The following is a 19,859-nucleotide window of genomic DNA, read 5'->3' as shown; positions in this document are numbered from 1 at the left end:
TAAATTTAAACCTAGTTAGTTTATTCCACTTTTGCTCGTTCTTCACCAGCTAGTTCGTTCTTCACCAGTTATCCGTTCTTCGCAGCCCGTTCGTTCTTCACCAGCTAGTTCGTTCTTCGCCAGCCCGTTCGTTCTTCACCAGCTAGTTCGTTCTTCGCCAGCCCGTTCGTTCTTCACCAGCTTGCTCATTCTTCACCAGTTATCCGTTCTTCACCAGCTAGTCCGTTCTTCACCAGTTAGTCCGTTCTTCGCCAGCCCGTTCGTTCTTCACCAGCTAGTTCGTTCTTCACCAGTTTGTTCATTCTTCACCAGCTAGTCCGTTCTTCGCCAGCCCGTTCGTTCTTCACCAGCTAGTTCGTTCTTCGTCTGTTCCTTGTTACGTCCGTTGGTCAACGCTAACTATAATCACTACACATTTAACTCAGTGTTTAGTTTAACAGTTATATAACCGAACCTACTGCCGGCTACGACCATGCATTGTGATCGCTTCTTCGACCTTGATGCAGCGGTCCATAATGGCGATCATACCGTGCTCAGCGGCGATTTCAGCGGCTTCCGCGCTAACTATACCCTGCTGGAGCCACAGCACACGTGCGCCAATGTCAGCTGCCTCCTGCGCGACCTTTGCGCAGTGTTCGCTTCGACGGAATACATTGACGATGTCCACTGGCTCTGGAATTTCTGCTAAAGTGTGATAACACTTTTCTCCCAGGATTTCTCCGTCCACCGTTGGGTTAACGGGAATGATCCGATATCCCCGGCTTTGCATGGCGCCCGCGACCATATAAGAGGTACGATCTGTTTTGTCTGATAAGCCAACAACAGCAATGTTACCTGCGGAAGCAAGAATATCTCCGATCTGCTCCCGACTTGGATTCTCAAAGCTCATAAGTAGTGCCCCTTTCCATAGTTACACTTAATGATCCTTGTTTAACTGTAGCTAGATACGCTAGCTCCCTTATTCCTATTGTACCCACTCCACATTCGCACCAAGCGCACGCAAGTGATCAAAATATTGCGGATAAGATTTTGCCACATGATGTGCATCCTTAATCAAAAGAGGTTGACGCGCACGCAAGCCTACTACGGATAGTGCCATAATTACGCGGTGATCATAATGCGCATTAATGGTGACTCCGCCTTCGACACCTTCGGGCATGCCGTGAACAATAATCTCATCGCGGCGTTCTTCTACCTTGGCTCCGGCACGGGTTAACTCTGCCAAGTAATCGGTAATGCGATCACATTCCTTATAGCGCAAATTCTCAACATTGTAGAATCGGGAGGTACCTTCTGCAAATACTGCAGCAGCCACCATGGCCAGTACCGCATCTGTTGCAGCATCTCCATCGAATTCAACAGCTTTTAGGATACCGTTCCCTTGGACATGTACTGTACCCTCTTCATGTGTAAGAGGAACTTCCATCATCCGCAGTACATCAACAATGGCTCTTTCACCTTGTTTACTTTGTTCTGCAAGACGGTGAATTTTCACATCCGACTTTGTAACGGCAGCCGCCGCAAGGATTGCCGCAGAGCCTGGGTAGTCACCTTGAACAGTATATGATTTAGCTGCATAAGCTTGACGACCTGGAACTTTAAAGGACATGTAATCATCCGCGGCGTGCACCACAATACCTGCCTGCTCCAACACTTCCAAGGTCTGGCCCACGACAACCTTCGATTTCAAATCATCGAGGACAATAATTTCACTATCTTCTTCAAGCAATGGTGTCAGAAACAGTAGAGCACTTAAGAACTGGGAGCTTACTGCACCAGAGACAGTAATTCTGCCTCCAACCGGTTTACCCCCACGGATCGTGATCGGCAGTTTCCCTTCATTATGCTCCACCTGAACACCTAGCTGTTCCAACGACACAATCAAGTCGTCATGCGGACGTTTGCCCAATGAGTCTGGATACGTATTTACAAAAGTAACCTCAGGACTTAACGCGGCCACAGCCATAAGAAAACGCAGTACTGCTCCGGCATTTCCTACATTAAGTTCTTTAACGTCTTTTGGGTGACGTCCGAAGCCTTGAATCACAATCTTTTCCTCATCTTCTGTAAGCACAGCACCCAAATCTGCTATGCAGCGGCGGATCGCGTCGCTATCCTCACTATGTGCAGGATGATAAATCGTACTTACTCCTTCAGACAATGCCGCAACCAGCAGATAACGTGTCGTATAGTTTTTGGAAGAGAGGGCTCCAAATTCTCCTTGCAGAGATGGCGTTGGCCTAACAATAACGTCCATAATATAAACTCTCCTTAGTAGATGTAGTGGGTATGTAATGCTCGTTTGACAGGGTATTCTGTTCTTGTGTTATCATTAAACCATTCTTCTGATGAAAAGAGGTCAAACCCATGCATAATGTACCACAAATCACACCGCAAGAATTACGGCAGTGTATAGAGACAGGTGAAGACCTTGTACTCATCGATGTTCGCGAAGACGAAGAGGTGGCCTTTGGGATGATTCCCGGTGCACAACATATCCCTATGGGAGAAATTCCGCACCGTACTGAAGATATTCCAAGCGATGCCAAAGTGATCTTCATTTGCCGTTCCGGTGCCCGCAGCCAACGTGTCTGCGAATATCTACAGCAATTTGGTTATAACGCTGCGAACCTTAGCGGCGGTATGATTGAATGGAATGAGACACTCTCTTAAAAGCTCAACCGCGGTAATGCATTAAAATATGTTGCGACACTTCTGCCGCAGTCAGTCCCGTTGTATCGACCGTGTAATGCGCGAATAGGTATGCATCCTGGCGATCTTCCATGATTCGTCTGACCCGTTCTTCTGCATTGCCGGCGAGCAGCGGACGATTCTCATCCCCGCTAACACGTGCAATAATCTCTTCCTCAGTTGCCGTTAGCGCAACTACATGCCCTTTACTCAGCATTAAGGCTGTATTTCCCGGCGCCAATACCGCGCCTCCACCCGTGGATATTAATTTATTCTCAGACTCTAGCATTTGCTTTAGAACCGCAGTTTCTACGCTTCGAAAGTATTCCTCACCATCTTCTGCGAAGATTTCTGCAATGCTTCTGCCTTCAGTCTCAATAATGACATGATCCAAATCAACCAGCTCATAGCCCAGCTCCTCAGCCAAAATAGCACCAACGGTTGACTTACCAGTCGCCATCATCCCTACTAAAATAATGTTTTTGTTCTTATCTTCCTGACTCATCGTTTTTAGTTCTTCTGTATCCCCAGCCATGACTATCCTCCAACCGCGATATTTGTCATATCATAACACAGGGTCAAAACATTAGACAATCCGCTTCTTCCAGTAAAAAAAGACCCGAAAGGCTCCCCATTTCTGGTGAAGCCGTCCGGGCCGCTTGTCATACCGTCAATTAGATTATTCCGCTGCCATCCAGTTGTGGTGGAAGACGCCTTCTTTGTCCACACGTTTGAAGGTGTGAGCGCCAAAGTAATCACGTTGAGCCTGAAGCAAGTTAGCAGGCAAACGTTCTGTACGGTAGCTGTCATAGTAAGCCAATGCGCTGGAGAATCCAGGAACTGGAACACCCAAAGTTACCGCAGAAGCAATGACTTTACGCCATGCAGATTGGTAATTGTCCATAACATTCTTGAAGAAAGGATCAAGAAGCAGGTTCTTAAGCTCTGCATTGTTCTCATAAGCATCTGTGATATTTTGCAGGAAACGGGAACGGATAATGCAGCCGCCGCGCCAGATTTTAGCCAGCTCGCCATATTTCAGATCCCAACCATATTCGTCGGAAGCTACGCGAAGTTGAGCGAAACCTTGCGCGTAGGATACGATTTTGCTCGCGAACAATGCTTTACGCACGTTCTCGATGAATTCGGCTTTGTCACCTTCAAATGTTGTTGCTTCTGGTCCGTTAAGCACTTTGCTTGCTTCTACGCGCTCATCCTTCATAGCAGACAGGAAGCGGGAGAATACGGATTCGGTAATCATGGACAGAGGTACACCAAGATCAAGTGAGCTTTGGCTTGTCCATTTACCAGTACCCTTTTGGCCAGCGGAATCAAGGATAACGTCAACCATAGGTTTGCCGGTTTCTTCGTCGTATTGAGCAAAGATATCAGTAGTGATCTCGATCAGGTAGCTGTCGAGCTCGCCGCTGTTCCACTCTTTGAAAATATTGTGAAGTTCTTTTGCATCCAGACCTAGAACATCTTTCAACAACTGATAAGCTTCACAGATCAATTGCATATCACCATATTCGATACCGTTGTGCACCATTTTAACATAGTGTCCTGCACCGTCAGGTCCGATATATGTACAGCAAGGCTCTCCGTCAACTTTGGCTGAGATTGCCGTTAGGATAGGCTCTACAAGTTTATACGCACTTTCTTGACCACCTGGCATAATCGAAGGACCTTTAAGAGCACCTTCTTCACCACCGGAAACTCCAGTACCGATAAAGCGGAAACCCTTTTCTTCCAGCTCTTTACTACGACGAACTGTATCAGGGAAGTAAGCATTCCCTCCGTCGATAATGATGTCGCCTTGATCAAGATGCGGCAGCAGTTGCTCGATGGTAGCATCAGTAGCTTTACCAGCTTGAACCATGATCAGAATTTTGCGCGGTGTTTCCAGCGAAGCTACAAATTCCTCAACGGAAAATGTGCCTACGAGGTTTTTACCTTCCGCTTCAGCAAGAAGATCATGTGTCTTCTCCGGGGAGCGGTTGAATACGGATACGGAAAAACCTTTGCTTTCGATATTTAGAGCCAAATTCTTGCCCATTACCGCCAAGCCAATAACGCCGATTTGTTGTTTTGCCATCTGGTCCTCCACCCTTTGCACCCTATATTTTTGTGAAATCCATTTCTCGCAGTATAAGAATACCACCCTTTATCAGAGACAGCAAAGCCTGCCCTGCGAATAGAGATCAATTTCATTGACAAATTCAGTCTAAGAAATGATCACAATGACTATTTTAACGTTTTTAACGTCAGAAGTGAACCCCTGTATGCAAGTTCCAATACAAATATAAGACACCCCGATGAACGGGGTGCCTTGAAAGAACATTTGCGGCACTTGCTTACCATTCTAACATAAACAATTCCTTGGTCAAAAAGGCAAGCTCAGCTCGACATTTGTCCGCGCGAACCGTATCTCCAGCCTTTAGGGCATCATTTAACCGATCCAACTGTTCATCTACTTCAATTCTCCGCTGGCGAACCCGTTCTTCCCCTTCAATAGAATAAAAGAGTCTTGTCAGCTCCTCATCTGTGAGCATAGGTCCCTTCTGATATAACACGCGCTGCTGATAACCAGAAATTTCAACTAGGCGAATCACTTCGCCAAACAAAATATTTTCAATAATAATCTGCCGATCCCGGAAACGTTTAACGATTGCATGCCCGCGCATATCCCCAATTAATTTCTCCATCCACTCTGACAAGCGAGCATCACGGATCATATAATCGCCCACAAGCTTATAGCCGTCTTTAATCCTTTGAAACCGCAATTTCACTAACTTACGACCCGTACGGACCGAAATCACAAAGACCTGTTCATTCTCGCTCCAATATAGGGAATAACCTTCTTGAATCAAATCCTTGATCAGGTCCTGGATATGCTGTCTGTCGAACCGCAGTTCCAGGTTACAATATTCCACCTCGTCGTTTTTGTTCACGGCACTCCCCCCTAACAGCTTCACATCTGTAAAGCCAACCTTCATTAGTTCAATTCCAGAGTAATCATGGCTGCCGGACCTCTTCTTGAGTTAACTTCCTTTTTGCGTTCGTCTTAATCTTATTTTATACTTCAGTTTATGTAGCGGTAACTTGGTTTATTGACTATTTTTACCCGCAACAGCCTTTCTCCAAACGCTGATCGAGAATTTTAATGCCTTTTAGTCCTTTTGAAGCATAAACGTTCTAGTCCTTCAGCTGCACAGTGTCATACAGAAGACCTTCGAAACTTACTTCCGTTATATCGTATGTCCTTCTAATTTTCTAAAAAGCCGCTGATTTACCGGATCATTCTCCGGTTATCAGCGGCTTTTTATTTTCCTCAGCTAGTCTTAAATTTCTGTTTCGTTCTATGCACAATAAGCAGATGCAGCCCGAAGAGCAGCAGCATTACAATAGCACTTGCCAGGAATGGGACACCATGTCCTACATGATCCCATAATCTACCTGATAATACTGGCCCCGCTACCATTCCTGAGCCTTGGAGTGTCAGGAACAGCCCCCAGACCGTCCCTCGTTCTCCCTTAGGTACTTGCTTAGCCAGAAAGGCATTCCATGCCGGGAGGATAAGCGCGTAGCTTATACCGACCAGTGCCACCGCGATAAAGGCAAGTGGCAGCCAGCGAACCTGAGAGAAAAAGGCCAGCGAAAAGGCAGCTAACAAAAAACCTATATTCAGAAACACCGTTGTCCCTATACGGTCCACCAGCTTACCTGCGGGAATAAGTGCAAGAACTGTAATCCCTCCCCCTGCAATGAGGAGCAAACTGAATTGATTGGGACTAACATGCAGCTCTGTACGTGCGAACAAGGTAACTACAGGTGTCATCAAGCCAATGGCGAAGGCCTGTAGGAACAACGCCGGGTACAGCCATCTGCTGACTTTCAGCGTAGTTCTCACCTGATGCAGCGTTCTTTTTATACTTTCTAACGGACTAAGCTTTTTACGCTCCATTGCTCCACCAAGTCCATGCATGTCCCTCACGACAGCATGAGACCCGCTAGAAGAGATTCGTTTAGGTAAGAAAAGGGCTACTACAACTACAGCGGCAGCACAACCTAACAAGACTAGAAAAGCTACGTGATAGCTTTGTCCACCCTGATCCATTAAAAAATTCACAACAATTGGACCGATTCCTGTTCCTGCGAGAGAAGCCATCTCAACAGCGCCCATGGCCGCACCACTGCTGCCGCTTTTGGTTGATCCGGCCAGCTCGGTAATCCCGGTCATCACACATGGCCAAAGCGGTGAGGTCCCGATCCCAAGAATGAGACAGGCGATGGATAACGCAACGGCCGTTTTGGCATAGATGATCAAACCAATGGCTACTAGAATCAGCAGCAATGCACTTGTCATCGTCCAGCGGAACCCTATGCGCTCCATAACCCAGCCTGAAGGGCTGCGGAAGACGTTGTCCCCCAAATACTGTAGGGCAAAAGCGAATCCCACTACTGTCACCGACAGCCCCAGTATATTCTCCATATACACTGGCAATAAGGCAACAAGCAGCGAACCTTTAACAAATTCAACTAAAAAAATAATTACCCACATCTCAACAATAAATGGTGATGCTAAACTAATATTCATCCGTTGTTCAGCTTTCGTGGACATTCTATCACATCCAAATCCTAGTATTCTGAAGATTGTTTTGTTATACTGATGCTTGCCTTAAAAATTAACTATTCGCGAAAGGTTGTGACAGCATTAAATGAATCAACACCGTACTCCCCTCTTCACAGCTCTAAAAAAGCATGCCGCCGGCAATCCAGTTCAATTTCATATTCCCGGGCATAAGAAGGGGCTAGGAACCGATGCCGAATTCCGTGAGTTTATCGGCGATAACGCTCTATCCATAGATCTAATCAACATCGCACCGCTTGATGATCTACATCAGCCAACTGGCGTAATCCAGGAGGCTCAAAAGCTGGCTGCGAAGGCTTTCGGCGCCGACTATACGTATTTTAGCGTACAGGGCACGAGCAATGCCATCATGACGATGATCCTCTCTGTCTGCTCACCGGGTGAAAAAATAATTGTGCCGCGTAACATTCATAAATCCGTAATGTCGGCCATTATCTTCTCCGGAGCCAAGCCTGTGTTCGTCTCGCCTGTACAGGATGAGAATCTCGGGATAGATCACGGCATAACCACCAGTGCGCTGGAACGAGCGTTAAAGCGTCATCCAGACGCTAAAGGAGTTCTAGTTATCAATCCAACGTACTTCGGCGTATGTGCCGACCTGCGTTCGATTGTCGACCTGGCTCACCGTTACGGGGTACCCGTTCTGGTGGACGAGGCACATGGAGTACTGATTCATTTTCATGAGGATCTGCCGGTATCGGCCATGCAGGCCGGTGCGGACATAGCTGCCACTAGTGTGCATAAGCTTGGTGGTTCCATGACGCAAAGCTCGGTACTGAATCTAAATGCGAAGACTGGGCTGATTAACCCACAACGGGTGCAGACCATTATGAGCATGCTGACTACAACATCAACCTCATATATTTTATTAGCGTCTCTCGATACATCTAGACGCAATCTCGCGCTGAACGGACATGAAATGGCGGAAAGAACCATCCAATTGTCCAACTACGCACGCGAGACCATTAACACTATCGAAGGCTTGTACAGCTTTGGTAAAGAAATACTTGGAACAGAAGCAACTTTCGATCTAGATCCAACCAAACTTAACATTCACGTTCGCCATTTAGGGATCACTGGTTACGAAACCGAAAACTGGCTGCGTGAGAAATACAACATCGAAGTTGAACTGAGTGACATGTATAATATTCTTTGCCTTATTACCCCAGGTGATACTCAAGAATCAGTAGATAAATTATTAGCTGCTTTACGGGTGCTATCCGCTATCCATTATAGCAAGGGTGAAATCTATGAACTGAAGGTTCAGGTTCCAGAAATCCCGCAGCTTGCTTTAATTCCAAGAGATGCTTTTTATGCTGACACTCAGTTAGTTCCGTTCCGCGAATCTGCTGGGTACATCATTGCAGAGTTTATCTATGTATATCCACCGGGGATACCGATTCTCCTCCCTGGCGAAGTCATTACTCAGGATAATATCGACTACATTATCGACCACGTCGAAATCGGCCTGCCGGTTAAAGGGCCTGAGGACCGCAGCATCACTAATGTTAAGGTGATTGTTGAAGCCGATCCTATATCCTAAGATCTATCTTTTTCCTTAAAAACTTAAATCATTTATACAAAAACCCGATACCATAATGAGTATCGGGTTTCTGTATATAAGCATCAACTGTTCCATTCACATAGAACAGCTTAAGTTTAGTCGCTAGAATCTATTCTTGCTGAGCAAGCAGATTGTTGTAAGCTTCTTCAACAGCTTTCCATTCTTCTTCATCTTCGATATTATACAATACCATTTCTTCGTCTTCTTCTTCCATACGCAGAATAATGCCGTCTGCTTCTGGATTCTCGCGCTCTAACAACAGAGCATATAATTTCTCGCCTATGTCGAACGTTTCTACAAGCACCATTTCCACATCTTCGCCCTGCTCGTTCGTCAAGGTCAGCACAAACTCCTCGTGCTCATGGTCGTGATCATGCCCGCAACCGCATGCTTCACCATGCTCATGTTTGTGATCGCTCATTGTAATACCTCACTTTGAATTGTATTATCCTACATCTGGTATCGTACCACGTTAGATTAGTTCAGGTCAATTTAGAACACCTAATTTAACGCTGTTATTACCTTCTCCGACACAAGTACGTAATCGGCATTTTTGGAGGGCTTAATATAGAAGCCTACCCGGTATTTGCCCGCTTCTTTAAAATCATAAGTAAACTCCGAGGTTGGAAACCAGAAATTATCCTTCTGCGAGCCTTCAAGCACCTGTGACTGAATATCCTTAACGTTTCCAGACGGATCTGTCATGGCCACTTTCACTGCTGAAATCTCTTCGGTCAGACTATCTACCTGAGTTAATATCTTTATTTTCAGCTTGCCTACATTGACATTGCCAAAAACCGTATCCCCTTTAAAAAGTACAATATGGACATTAGGTTTAAGGATCGTAACTTTCCCAGAACCGTCCCAAGTAACAACCCCGCCTGTTTCTCTAGCAGGAATGTACGTTTTTCCATCAATTAGATAACCGCCGTCTACAATTTCTTTTCCGTTGCTCCATACTCTAATTTTCTGATTAACGGAATCGGCGAATAATAATGAGCCACCCATTAAGGAAAAAGCAAACACGCACAAAGTGATTTTTTTCCATCTATTCATTTGAGACCCTCCAGATAATTCATGCTGTTAATATATACTTACTTTGTTTCAGCAAGTTGCGCTGATTTCAGGTAAATATTTCATTGATCTTGCGAAAAATGATATTATGGTCTTATTCGAAGTAGAAACATTAGCTATAACCGATTTCAGGAGGGTTCTTTCTTATGAGTCTAAGCCTACAAATGCTAGGAACAGGCAATGCTTTTGCGAAAAAATATTTTAACAACAATGGCTTGCTGCTAGATGAAAATTACACCCTGCTGATTGATTGCGGGATAACAGCCCCGCTTGCCATGCATAGACTTGAAAAATCCTTCAGTGACGTAAATGCTACGCTCATTACACATATTCATGCAGATCATGTTGGAGGGCTGGAAGAGCTTGCACTAACCTTAAAACATGTGCACGGTAAAAAAATGACCTTACTTCTTCCCGAGACACTTATAGAGCCCTTATGGAACAATACGTTAAAGGGAGGTCTATACCAAGAAGATGCTGTGTCTTCCTTATCTGATATCTTCGATGTTAAGCCCATGCAGCCTGAAAATACCTACAAGCTCTCTCCTACTCTTTCATTAGAGATCATACAAACACCGCATATTCCCGGCAAAAACAGTTACTCCCTTCTAATAAACAACGAGATTTTTTATAGTGCGGACATGACCTTTCAGCCGGATCTACTGATTAGCCTTGTGCGGGAGCGCGGGATCCGGATCATCCTGCATGACTGCCAACTAGGTGGAACAGGCGTTGTTCACACCACGCTGGAAGAGCTGATGTCTCTGCCTAAAGATGTTCGCGAGCGGATCAAGCTCATGCATTATAGCGATGAACAACCAGATTTCGTCGGACTTACAGGAGAGATGGAATTTTTAGAGCAGCATGTGAACTATAAACTCTGATCTTTACAAAAAAAAGCCGTACATAAACGTCTGTAGACGTATGTACGGCTTTTCGTGTTGAACTATGAAAATGTCGGCAAATTATCCAGATTGTTAGTTGGATCTCCATCCGCATCTCCGCGAATATAAGTTTCTCCATCCTTACCTTTAAAAGCGTTCACTCCGGCAATATTTCCGGCCTGTACTTCTTGCAGGGCTTGGTCATACGCCAGCACACGTCCTGTAGAGGTCTGGAAGCTTGTTAAATCGCCATCCCCATTTTTTTGAACAGCTACGAAAGATTCACGTTCGTTATTTGGCACTTTAGCTCGCCCCTTGCACTTGGATTTGCCATCATTCGGCACATCCTAGCTTGCGTAGAGCGTCCAATAATTATGTGCACCAATCTTTAAAGCATTTTTTGCATCCGTACATGTAATATACCTGCATCATAGAATGGCTCTGTAGAAATAACTTCATAGCCGAGTTTCTTATAGAAATTCTCTGCCTGACACTGAGCATCTAGAATTGAAGCTTCCAGTCCAAGCTCCCGAGCAAGCTCTTCCATCGCCAGTAACAAGACACGTCCGTATCCTTTGACCCGATATTCTTTCAATACGGCGATGCGCTGCATTTTAGCCGTACCTGCTTTGTAATAGATCAATCTACCCGTTGCTACAGGTATCCCTTCATCTATAATCAGAATATGGTGCGCATTCGGACTGATGGCATCATATTCGTCAATTTCTTCCTCGGCCGGTACCTTTTGTTCCTCAACAAATACTTTAGTACGGATATCCAGCCCCATCTGAAGCTGTTCCTCTGTAGTTACCCGTAAGATTTCTGCCGCCATGTTAGTTGCAAACTCCTCTCTCTATGTAGCCAACGATAGTTGTCTATTATATAAAATAATGACAAGAAAGAAAAGCCTACACATGGAATCCGTAACCTCTCAGTAGACTAATCCACAGAATATACTTCTTCAGGGATTGAACGGTTATATACGTCTTGCATCACAGGTGACAACGGAGGATACTGACTTTTAGATTTGCCATCCAGATTGGTCATCTCATTGATTTCGATAACTTTTGCGGGTTTCACCGTAGAGCACCCCACTACACCCAGCAGTAACACTAGGCAAACGCCGACTTCCCATTTCACAATTTTAGACATAAAAAAGCTCCTTTCATCGCAGCTGCAGTTATACTCACTACAGCTTTGACGATTCAGGAGCTTTATAAACAATAGGAGCTATTCATTCCAGTTGCCCTCTTAGAGATTGACGTTTCCAACCAAATGGACTAGATACATCATCCCAACCAAAAAGCCTGCTAAAACAAAATAAGCTGTTCCATATTTCCAGCGTGTACTGGCTGGCACATCGTAATACTTATCATTATCGTGCACGGTACAGCTGATGTCACATTGCATTTTTAAATGAAGACCATTCTCTAACGTTACTTGCTCCAGCTGCGAAATTCTTACCTTTTCAATAATACATTGCTGTGGCAGTGTAGCTTTGCCATAATAATTCAGCTGGTCCCATCTGACCACAACATACTGCTGTCTCTCTAGATCACTGTAGGTAGTAAAAGGTAAATCCCGGCGATGCTCAGCTCCTGGAATCATGTAACCCGCCTCTCGCAAGGGCTCTACGGGAATTAAGAACCCCTTAGTGACAGACTGCGGCCGGTTGTTGTTACGTCTTTTCACATATTTATTATACAGATCGTAAGCAAACATTGCCCAGATGATAAAGAACAAAATCGAACGCAAGTAAACGATTATAGCTAAGCCACCCACCAGACCCACAAGCCACAGCCAGCGCGTAACTGCGGTAGCAATACGTCCACCGTCTAGCGGATGGATTGGCAGCAGGTTAATCAAATTAAGCAATAAGCCTATATAAGCCAGGGAATAAAGAAGTGGACTATCCATATAATATGCCGCTCCAAACACAGCAGTAGCCCCAATAGTACCCAGAATCGGTCCGCCAAAAGCAACATACGCTTCTGTCTTCGCATCCAGCGGATGTTTTTTCATAGTAATTAACGCGCCTAAAAAAGGAATAAATAACGGAGCGCTGACGGGTAACCCGATCCGCTTAGCGGCTATGACATGTCCCAATTCATGAACAAGCAAAAGCAGGACGATACCTATAGCAAACCCCCACGGATAAATCAAAGCATATGCCCCTATCGAAACCATCATGGAAATTAACGGCCCGGCAATTTTACCTATTTTCAGCAGAGACAAAATCGCCTTTCCTTTTAACAGGAGCATGGCGGCTCCGCCCCCCAACCATTTCAGCGGAGTAGAAGTATTCTTTTTCTGCTCATTTTGCATTTGCGGCAAGATCACAAGATCCTTTATCTTTCAATTTTAAGAAACTACTGTACAGTTCCATCTATCTTATCATAGAAGCATTAAATATATTTCTACAGTGAGCCCTTCGGAAAGTATACGACGCAACTTTTAGAAACGTTTCAGCGTCAAACCAACTATCATGGATAAATTTTACTGCCAGATAAAGAAAGGGTTGGTTAATATGCTCTCTTTTCACTCCAAAGCTTGGTTATCCGTCTTAATGCTCTCAACATTTTTACTCCCTGCCACCATGTCAGCAAGCTCTTCATTAACTGTATCGGTGTCCTCTGCGCTCACCCAAGCTTCCTCTGCTAATACTTCGCAAGTATACTACCAATTTGGCATTCCTGGTGGAAACATAGGCGGACCTGCGCTGCTCAAAAATGGTGTAATCTACGTAGATGTTCGGGGGATCGCTGAACAAGCTGGCTTAAAAATGGAATGGGATAAATCCGGCAAACGTGCTCTGTTCAAAGGCTGGACTAAAAGTTTTGCTGTTCGAATCGGGAGTCAAACTGGCGTGCTTGACGGGAAAGCGGTAGATCTAGGAGGAATACCTTTTAAATCCAAAGAAGATGGGATATATGTGCCGGCCCGTTTTATCGTTAAGGCTTTCGAAGGCAGCCATCTCCGTCTGGACTCCACAACGAACACACTTTTAGCAGATGATCTGAAGACCTACAATGTTTTCACAGAATCCTTTGGAGGGCGTACCTATACGCTGGTCAAAGCTAATGGTGATTTATATGTCTCACAAGGCAAGGATACGGTGATAAAACTCACTTCACTCCAAACAAACTTTGACTGGGCAGGAATGAAGATCGAGAAAACGGCGGGGGGTCTGCTAGTCATTAAGATTATTGATTCCTATGGAGAGCCTCATATTAATACACGCGAAATCACACTCATATTCAAAAATGGTGCATTACTACGCAAGGCCACATTCGCTTACCAGTTCAGAGGAGATGCGGATTTCAAACCTTATGATGGCAACCTCATCTTGCATGATGGTAATACCTTACGTTTCATCCAAGACGGCACAGGCAATGTAATAGATACTCTTGATCTTGTAAAGCTGGGTGGCGAGGAAGATGCTTACTATGTAGAAAGCATTGATAAAGAAATCATACTGCTTCGTGGAAATCAGAATGGATTGCTAACCTTAATCGACCGCCAAACAGGCGAGCGAACCCTTTTGTATAAGGAGCTACTCACAGCAAAGGATCAGGAATATGCGGAAAATAACGATGTTCCTTTTAAAGGAGATACTTTGAAATTCGTAAAACGGAGCGGTGACAAATTGTATTTTATAAATGACTCCCCGCTTACTGGCAAAAAAGAAGTTATCTACTCCATTGAAGCTCATTCCAATAACTCCAAGAATAATACTGATTAGAAAGTACAGCACAAGCATGTGTATAGATTAAAGAACTAAATCGAATCCTCCTCAGTGATTATCCCTGAAAATTAACCTTCCTACATATAGGCAAACGCCGTGAACGTTGTAGGCAAAGGACCATAGACTGTTATCAGGATTGAAACATTCGAGGAGGATATCCATGGAATCAAATACAAATTTTCATCAACAGGTCGCTTGGAATTGCATGAATAAATATGTAGGTATAGTAACGACTGATGGTCAATCCTTTGACGGCTTCATCGCTCACGTGGATCAGAACTATATCACCCTAGCGGTTCCCAGCAATGAAATGGTCGATCGTATGAACGGAATGCCTGCCGAGCAGTCGAACTATAGACAATTCGGGTTCCAGCCCGGCTTTTACCCAAGACGCCGCTTCTATCCACGCCGTATCCCTTTTTTCGGAATAAGCAGTCTATTTCTACTCCCGTTTTTTATCTGACTCGGTGCAGGGGGATGAAGGGTCATCCCCTTTCTAGCTATTTAACTACTTAATCGGAGAAAATTAAGAAGTAAATACAACTCTACATCTATATTGATTATAAAAAAGAATTGCCATCCTACTCTATCGTATGGTATTATAAATTTCGTCGCAGGACGGTAGCTCAGCGGGAGAGCACTATCTTGACAGGGTAGGGGTCATGGGTTCGAACCCCATCCGTCCTATATTGCACCATTTAAAAAACCCTTATTTTATAAGGGTTTTTTCTTTTTTTAGATTATCGGTGTCGTTCTACAAGTTTACAAATTTTGATCTTGGGGACGGATTGGGGACGGAATTTTTCTTTCCAATAAAGAATGGCTACCTTTTTCACGACTCAAACAGCCATCTCATTTACTTTAATATATTTAGCTCATATATTTTATCCGGGGTAATTACCTGAACTTTTGCCGGAGATTTAACTTTCATAATACTGAGTGTAGCCCTCACTTTATATTCTAAGTATTTTTTTTCTATCGGTTTATCATATGTTATTGTATGAGTACTAATCAACGAGTTGTTCCCCTTCCGAAATGCATGTCATAGATCTTTTTGCGATAAACATTTATACATAATTGCTGTTATTGTCAAGTATAATTTGACGGTCGAAAACCGTTACTTTTTAATTTTAAAATGTGATACATTTTAAATGAAATTTTGAATTATTTTGCTGTCTTAAGGGCCCGCCTGCCAGGACAGGTCCTTAAGTATTTTACCCTCGCCAGCCCTATCGGATTTTCGATTTATACCATACACATCACAAAATGCTTTATAACCTGTAATGGACATTGTGCACCTTATAGTGTTGTTATCTATATTTGAATCAAAATACGCTAGTTTATATTCAGAGTCCACCACTCTGATTTTATCCAAGTTTGCCAAGACTCCTCGATCTAATCGCATAAAATTCAGTCCAGCCTTTTCAAATGATGATTCCCAGAATCTAAGTGGGCCAACAGTAACATATTTAGTGGTTTTAGTCTGAACCGAAATAAATAATCGGTTGTCAAAATGCATATAAAGTATATCCTCAACATTTATCTGCTGGATTCCATCGCCATCTTCGTTTTTTGTAACGGTTATGAATACCATATGCGCTCCTCCAGTCTTTTTTGTTATTCTGCATTAGTGCCTTCAATTTAACCATGTGTTATAATTTTCATAAAATCACCTTCTTAATAATTTTTTAATAATTGGAGGAATTATGGCACTCATCTTAGGGGAGTGCCTGTTGCGTGAAATAAGGGAATTGAAGGGCATGAGTCAGCAGGAACTGTCTGACAAATTGTTCGCCAAGTATGAAATATCAATTTCCGACACAATGATTTCAAAGTATGAGCGCGGACTAAAATATCCCAATCCCCTTGTAAGTAGAGCTATTTGTAAGGTGCTTGGGTGTGTAGAATCCGAGCTTTACGATTTCTTTGAAGCGTAACAGGACGGAGTATTTTATACTCCCCACGGTGAACGCCCAACAAAGATGTTCGCGCTTCTTTTGTCAACAATTTTATTACCTTCCTTTATTAAACCAGCATTTTACATAAAAGTGTAGTACTATTCCCACTGTGTGAATTTCAGGTTTTCGACAGCGCGATTCGACAGTTTTTCTCTTACATACCCTATAAAAGAAAAATCCACCTTTTGGGTGGATTAGATCAAGATCAGTTCTTTTCTTTTTTCTGCAAATTTAACTCTGCTCAATGGAATGCCTATCTTATCCATGAGATACATAAACCTTGCCTTGGAAAAAGCACAGTATTGTGAATCTGACGTAGGATCTTGTTCAAAGTACGCAAAATTACGACCACATTCAACCGCCCTAACTTGATCTATATTTATAATTGAATCGCGTCCTGCTATCATGAAATTAAATCCATTTATAGCCATAAGGTCGCTCCAATAGTTGATTGATCCAGTAAGATAGTATTTCCTTGAACGTGTTCGAACAATTATTTTCTTTATTTCTTCTTCATATTGAAAGAAAAGGATATCGCTAGGAGTTACTTCTGTTAACTCCTTTAGCGCTATCTCCCGATATACAGATAACTTCATCCAAACATCTCCTAGCGCAGCTCTTCTGGTGTTTCTGGCTGGTGTACAAGCAGAAAACTATCAATAGATACCACCACAGATGCAATCACAGATAAAAGCGTAGCTGCTTTATAAACGAAGTTTTTTTTCATTCATTTCACCTCCTTCAATTAATCCACTTTGAGCGAATCCTCTTTCTGTTACAAACTTTTCTTGATACCATCAAATTCATCAATCGTTACAATCCACATGGCACCAATTCAAGTCCTTTTTTGTCGAATTAAGGAGATGCATTGCGCAAAAAACGCCATAGCAATTGTCGAAGACTGTAAATAAAAGTTGACTGTAACTAGTAATACACTCACTATTTTTAAATATGGGTAATATTTTTTGGGAATTTTCGATTGTTTGTCAATTTTACTTGGAGAAAAAAACAATGCTAATAGCACGCTGCTACAGTTAAGAATCAATACTGTTATTGAATTTAATGATATTAAAGAGATCAAAGTAAATAGAAATACTGTAAATATTACGCAGCCATCGGAAGATTTAATGTGGTATCCACCTGATAACTGTCTCAACAAAGCAAACGAAAGTATAATAATAATAACCTCGCTTGTTTTACCCGTAAGAATGCTGATTAACAAAGACAGCGCAATTCCAAACATAGCATTTAAGATTACAATCAAAGCATACTTTAGAACGTTTACTGACGATGGATGATTCGGAACCGTGTTTTTAATTCTTCTCGCAATACTAAATGCTAAATTATCTACCATTACGTACAGCCTGCACCTCTTTCCTGAATGAATAATATAAAAAGAATATCAAACTAATTAAAAACAAAATGCTCATTGCAGTTAAGTTGATCGTGTACATTATGACGGCAAACAGGGTAATAGATACCACTATGATGCTCATTATAAAAACGTTCTCAAACTTAAATCTAAATTTTTCAAAGAAATCAATTGCAAAACCATAACCATGTCCGTATAGATAATAGGAAAGCGCAGAGCACGCAATAAAGGTAACAGATTGAAGTATGTATCCATTTACTATGTTTGATTCTAATGCTTGCATATTACCGTAGATCACTTTCGCTAGTAGCACTTGAATAATTCCGTAAGAAAAATAACCCGTAATAGACATTATTGCTGATCCTACTGTGGACTGTTTAAAGATAATAGCAATGAAGAACATGAATCCTACTACATTAATAATTGGCACAACGTAGGAAAGGGACAATTCATTGCGCAGTATGAAACTTGCGAGACTCATAAAGATAACTATTGATAATGAAGGCCAAATGTAATACTTAATTTTAAATCTAAAAATTGTAAGCATTAATGTTACAAGCCCTATACCTTCTAGGATGGAAAAAAACATAAAACCTACTGGCTCCCACAACAAAGCACAACACCGCCTGACATAATTTTCATTCATTAGGTTAATTATATAACCCTACCAGGTACTGAGTATACTACTTATTTACTACGTAATAGGTCTATCAGGCGGCATTATCTTAATACCCTTTCACCAACCTTCCTGAGCGTCTAAGCCAATCCATCTTAACCAGAAGATCTACTTCCCAATTAGTATCATGAGTGGACCTAGCTTGGATAAGTTGATTATTAAGAGTATTGTAGTCCCAACAATACTTTGCATTCTCATGGAGACAATACTGTAACTCTATAGCTAGTTCCTCGCTTAATGGTCCCTTCAAGTTCTCATGAAAAATTTCAGCTAATCTTTGGTGAGCTGCCAACATATCTATCACTCCTATACATGTGAGGACGCGCGCTGCCCTCTTATGACGGATACCGCGACCATCCCGGCAAATATACTCCGGTAGGTTTCAACCAGCCCCGCAGCCGGTCCAAGGCGCTTATGCGCTCATCAGGCGGATTAATCAAAAGATCTCTCGTAGATCCTTTTAGCCTCCTCGATTGTTTTATAGTCAAATTCGTTATAGACAGCCCGGACAACTTCTCTGATCTTCTCCTCAGCCCAACCTTTACCCTCCAGGGCGGCCCTGATGTAACCCAGGCAGGCATTATTACTCCATTGATCCATATACTTCATTTCCTCCTTTAGTGGGGCTGTAGCCCCGTGTTCCTCCATTCAGTTGTACCTATCATCAATTTCTTTTGAAATTCTTCTGAACTCCTCAAACGATTCAATAGGCCCGGCAAGGCTGGTTTCAGTATCATTCACCCATTGGCCGCCACCAATATTTACGAACGATAAGATTTTTGGACCAAATGCCGGAACATTCGTGTATTTGTATTGGACACCGTTAATGATTGTTTCCATATCCTTCATCCCTCCTGCGTATGCCCGCCAGCTATGTTTTATTGACTATCTTTGTTTGTCGATATTCAAATATTACACCGACAACTTTTGTTTGTCAATAACGAATTGACAACTTTTCTTAGTCGTGATAATTTGTATACAGGAGGGTTGTCCATGATTAAATCAAGACTCAAGGCAGTTGCTGATGAGCGCGGCCTATCTATTAGAGAATTAGCCCGGGAGGCTGATTGCCACTTTGAAATAGTAAGACGTTTGTACAATGACACAATGGAACGTTATCCCCGGGATGTACTGGACAAGCTTTGCAAATACTTGAATGTAACTGTGCAAGATATCCTTGAATTTACACCTGAAGACGAAGAAACCCCACCAGTATAATCACTGTTGGGGTTTCATTTATGCAT

At 43.0% G+C, this 19,859-nt stretch carries 26 protein-coding genes and 1 tRNA gene; 9 read left to right on the top strand and 18 right to left on the bottom strand.

All coding sequences use genetic code 11. The features are described from left to right. Positions 1-454 precede the first annotated feature (454 nt). The gene (locus NST58_RS13350; protein WP_076104783.1) at positions 455-889 is read right to left on the bottom strand and encodes a CoA-binding protein; all 435 of its coding nucleotides are present in this window, start codon (positions 887-889) and stop codon (positions 455-457) included. 75 nt (positions 890-964) lie between these two features. After that, positions 965-2,257: a 3-phosphoshikimate 1-carboxyvinyltransferase gene (aroA, locus tag NST58_RS13345; RefSeq protein WP_076129118.1), complete on the bottom strand. Its 1,293-nt coding sequence runs from the start codon at positions 2,255-2,257 to the stop codon at positions 965-967. A gap of 110 nt (positions 2,258-2,367) precedes the next feature. On the opposite strand from aroA, the gene NST58_RS13340 reads away from it, so the two are divergent. Next, positions 2,368-2,673, top strand: a complete 306-nt coding sequence (locus NST58_RS13340; protein WP_036686126.1) for a rhodanese-like domain-containing protein — start codon at positions 2,368-2,370, stop codon at positions 2,671-2,673. Between the two features lie 4 nt (positions 2,674-2,677). Here the strand turns inward: NST58_RS13340 and NST58_RS13335 are convergent, their stop codons facing one another. The 4 genes from NST58_RS13335 to NST58_RS13320 form a co-directional block, all read right to left on the bottom strand. Further along, positions 2,678-3,226 carry a shikimate kinase gene (locus NST58_RS13335; RefSeq protein WP_235219530.1) on the bottom strand — a complete coding sequence of 183 codons (549 nt, stop codon included), beginning with the start codon at positions 3,224-3,226 and terminating at the stop codon, positions 2,678-2,680. A gap of 144 nt (positions 3,227-3,370) precedes the next feature. Further along, entirely contained in the window at positions 3,371-4,786 is a 1,416-nt protein-coding gene (gene gndA, locus NST58_RS13330) for an NADP-dependent phosphogluconate dehydrogenase (protein WP_038570246.1), read from the bottom strand. Positions 4,787-5,045: 259 nt separating this feature from the next. Then, entirely contained in the window at positions 5,046-5,642 is a 597-nt protein-coding gene (locus NST58_RS13325) for a hypothetical protein (RefSeq protein ID WP_036686566.1), read from the bottom strand. A 380-nt stretch (positions 5,643-6,022) separates the two neighbouring features. Further along, on the bottom strand, positions 6,023-7,312 hold the full coding sequence (locus NST58_RS13320; RefSeq protein WP_076183344.1) for an MFS transporter: 1,290 nt from the start codon (positions 7,310-7,312) through the stop codon (positions 6,023-6,025). 97 nt (positions 7,313-7,409) lie between these two features. Between NST58_RS13320 and NST58_RS13315 the strand changes: the two genes are divergently transcribed. Next, on the top strand, positions 7,410-8,885 hold the full coding sequence (locus tag NST58_RS13315) for an aminotransferase class I/II-fold pyridoxal phosphate-dependent enzyme (RefSeq protein ID WP_036686120.1): 1,476 nt from the start codon (positions 7,410-7,412) through the stop codon (positions 8,883-8,885). Between the two features lie 130 nt (positions 8,886-9,015). Here NST58_RS13315 and NST58_RS13310 read toward each other — a convergent pair whose 3' ends face one another. Both NST58_RS13310 and NST58_RS13305 read right to left on the bottom strand, forming a co-directional pair. Beyond that, positions 9,016-9,327, bottom strand: a complete 312-nt coding sequence (locus tag NST58_RS13310) for a DUF1292 domain-containing protein (protein ID WP_036686118.1) — start codon at positions 9,325-9,327, stop codon at positions 9,016-9,018. Positions 9,328-9,407: 80 nt separating this feature from the next. Further along, positions 9,408-9,962, bottom strand: a complete 555-nt coding sequence (locus tag NST58_RS13305; protein ID WP_036686116.1) for a copper amine oxidase — start codon at positions 9,960-9,962, stop codon at positions 9,408-9,410. 164 nt (positions 9,963-10,126) lie between these two features. On the opposite strand from NST58_RS13305, the gene NST58_RS13300 reads away from it, so the two are divergent. Next, positions 10,127-10,864, top strand: a complete 738-nt coding sequence (locus tag NST58_RS13300; protein ID WP_076129115.1) for an MBL fold metallo-hydrolase — start codon at positions 10,127-10,129, stop codon at positions 10,862-10,864. A gap of 62 nt (positions 10,865-10,926) precedes the next feature. Here NST58_RS13300 and NST58_RS13295 read toward each other — a convergent pair whose 3' ends face one another. The 4 genes from NST58_RS13295 to NST58_RS13280 all read right to left on the bottom strand — a co-directional run bounded on the left by NST58_RS13295 (position 10,927) and on the right by NST58_RS13280 (position 13,189). Then, the gene (locus NST58_RS13295; protein WP_036686113.1) at positions 10,927-11,166 is read right to left on the bottom strand and encodes a DUF3892 domain-containing protein; all 240 of its coding nucleotides are present in this window, start codon (positions 11,164-11,166) and stop codon (positions 10,927-10,929) included. An 86-nt stretch (positions 11,167-11,252) separates the two neighbouring features. Then, positions 11,253-11,696: a GNAT family N-acetyltransferase gene (locus NST58_RS13290; protein WP_076129114.1), complete on the bottom strand. Its 444-nt coding sequence runs from the start codon at positions 11,694-11,696 to the stop codon at positions 11,253-11,255. Between the two features lie 107 nt (positions 11,697-11,803). Further along, positions 11,804-12,016, bottom strand: a complete 213-nt coding sequence (locus NST58_RS13285) for a hypothetical protein (protein ID WP_076219148.1) — start codon at positions 12,014-12,016, stop codon at positions 11,804-11,806. Between the two features lie 99 nt (positions 12,017-12,115). Further along, positions 12,116-13,189: a site-2 protease family protein gene (locus NST58_RS13280; protein WP_076219152.1), complete on the bottom strand. Its 1,074-nt coding sequence runs from the start codon at positions 13,187-13,189 to the stop codon at positions 12,116-12,118. Between the two features lie 202 nt (positions 13,190-13,391). On the opposite strand from NST58_RS13280, the gene NST58_RS13275 reads away from it, so the two are divergent. The 3 genes from NST58_RS13275 to NST58_RS13265 all read left to right on the top strand — a co-directional run bounded on the left by NST58_RS13275 (position 13,392) and on the right by NST58_RS13265 (position 15,296). Next, positions 13,392-14,606: a copper amine oxidase N-terminal domain-containing protein gene (locus NST58_RS13275; RefSeq protein ID WP_339248311.1), complete on the top strand. Its 1,215-nt coding sequence runs from the start codon at positions 13,392-13,394 to the stop codon at positions 14,604-14,606. 163 nt (positions 14,607-14,769) lie between these two features. Continuing rightward, a complete protein-coding gene (locus NST58_RS13270; RefSeq protein WP_036686108.1) occupies positions 14,770-15,072 on the top strand; it encodes a hypothetical protein in 303 nt (100 codons plus the stop codon). A 152-nt stretch (positions 15,073-15,224) separates the two neighbouring features. Beyond that, positions 15,225-15,296: transfer RNA gene (locus NST58_RS13265), tRNA-Val, on the top strand. 490 nt (positions 15,297-15,786) lie between these two features. On the opposite strand, the gene NST58_RS13260 is transcribed toward NST58_RS13265, so the two are convergent. Next, positions 15,787-16,203: a LytTR family transcriptional regulator DNA-binding domain-containing protein gene (locus NST58_RS13260; protein ID WP_339248308.1), complete on the bottom strand. Its 417-nt coding sequence runs from the start codon at positions 16,201-16,203 to the stop codon at positions 15,787-15,789. Positions 16,204-16,315: 112 nt separating this feature from the next. Here NST58_RS13260 and NST58_RS13255 point away from each other — a divergent pair, with 112 nt between their 5' ends. Beyond that, on the top strand, positions 16,316-16,546 hold the full coding sequence (locus NST58_RS13255; protein ID WP_339248305.1) for a helix-turn-helix transcriptional regulator: 231 nt from the start codon (positions 16,316-16,318) through the stop codon (positions 16,544-16,546). Between the two features lie 215 nt (positions 16,547-16,761). On the opposite strand, the gene NST58_RS13250 is transcribed toward NST58_RS13255, so the two are convergent. After that, the gene (locus NST58_RS13250) at positions 16,762-17,163 is read right to left on the bottom strand and encodes a LytTR family transcriptional regulator DNA-binding domain-containing protein (RefSeq protein WP_339248303.1); all 402 of its coding nucleotides are present in this window, start codon (positions 17,161-17,163) and stop codon (positions 16,762-16,764) included. 11 nt (positions 17,164-17,174) lie between these two features. Further along, positions 17,175-17,294: a cyclic lactone autoinducer peptide gene (locus NST58_RS13245; RefSeq protein WP_339248300.1), complete on the bottom strand. Its 120-nt coding sequence runs from the start codon at positions 17,292-17,294 to the stop codon at positions 17,175-17,177. A gap of 238 nt (positions 17,295-17,532) precedes the next feature. On the opposite strand from NST58_RS13245, the gene NST58_RS13240 reads away from it, so the two are divergent. After that, complete coding sequence (locus tag NST58_RS13240) at positions 17,533-17,865, top strand: hypothetical protein (RefSeq protein ID WP_339248297.1); 333 nt, start codon at positions 17,533-17,535, stop codon at positions 17,863-17,865. 45 nt (positions 17,866-17,910) lie between these two features. On the opposite strand, the gene NST58_RS13235 is transcribed toward NST58_RS13240, so the two are convergent. From NST58_RS13235 to NST58_RS13225, 3 genes are all read right to left on the bottom strand, one after another. After that, a complete protein-coding gene (locus tag NST58_RS13235) occupies positions 17,911-18,552 on the bottom strand; it encodes a hypothetical protein (protein ID WP_339248294.1) in 642 nt (213 codons plus the stop codon). Between the two features lie 495 nt (positions 18,553-19,047). Next, a complete protein-coding gene (locus NST58_RS13230; RefSeq protein ID WP_339248291.1) occupies positions 19,048-19,215 on the bottom strand; it encodes a hypothetical protein in 168 nt (55 codons plus the stop codon). A gap of 48 nt (positions 19,216-19,263) precedes the next feature. Further along, positions 19,264-19,455: a hypothetical protein gene (locus NST58_RS13225; protein ID WP_076275272.1), complete on the bottom strand. Its 192-nt coding sequence runs from the start codon at positions 19,453-19,455 to the stop codon at positions 19,264-19,266. A gap of 153 nt (positions 19,456-19,608) precedes the next feature. Between NST58_RS13225 and NST58_RS13220 the strand changes: the two genes are divergently transcribed. Beyond that, positions 19,609-19,833 (top strand): helix-turn-helix transcriptional regulator, encoded by a 225-nt coding sequence (locus NST58_RS13220; protein WP_076275271.1) that lies wholly within the window; start codon positions 19,609-19,611, stop codon positions 19,831-19,833. Positions 19,834-19,859 lie beyond the last annotated feature (26 nt).

The organism is Paenibacillus sp. FSL R10-2796 (genome assembly GCF_037965315.1).
Classification (GTDB): Bacteria; Bacillota; Bacilli; order Paenibacillales; family Paenibacillaceae; genus Paenibacillus_AQ; species Paenibacillus_AQ odorifer.
This window is presented reverse-complemented; position numbering and strand designations above follow the sequence as displayed.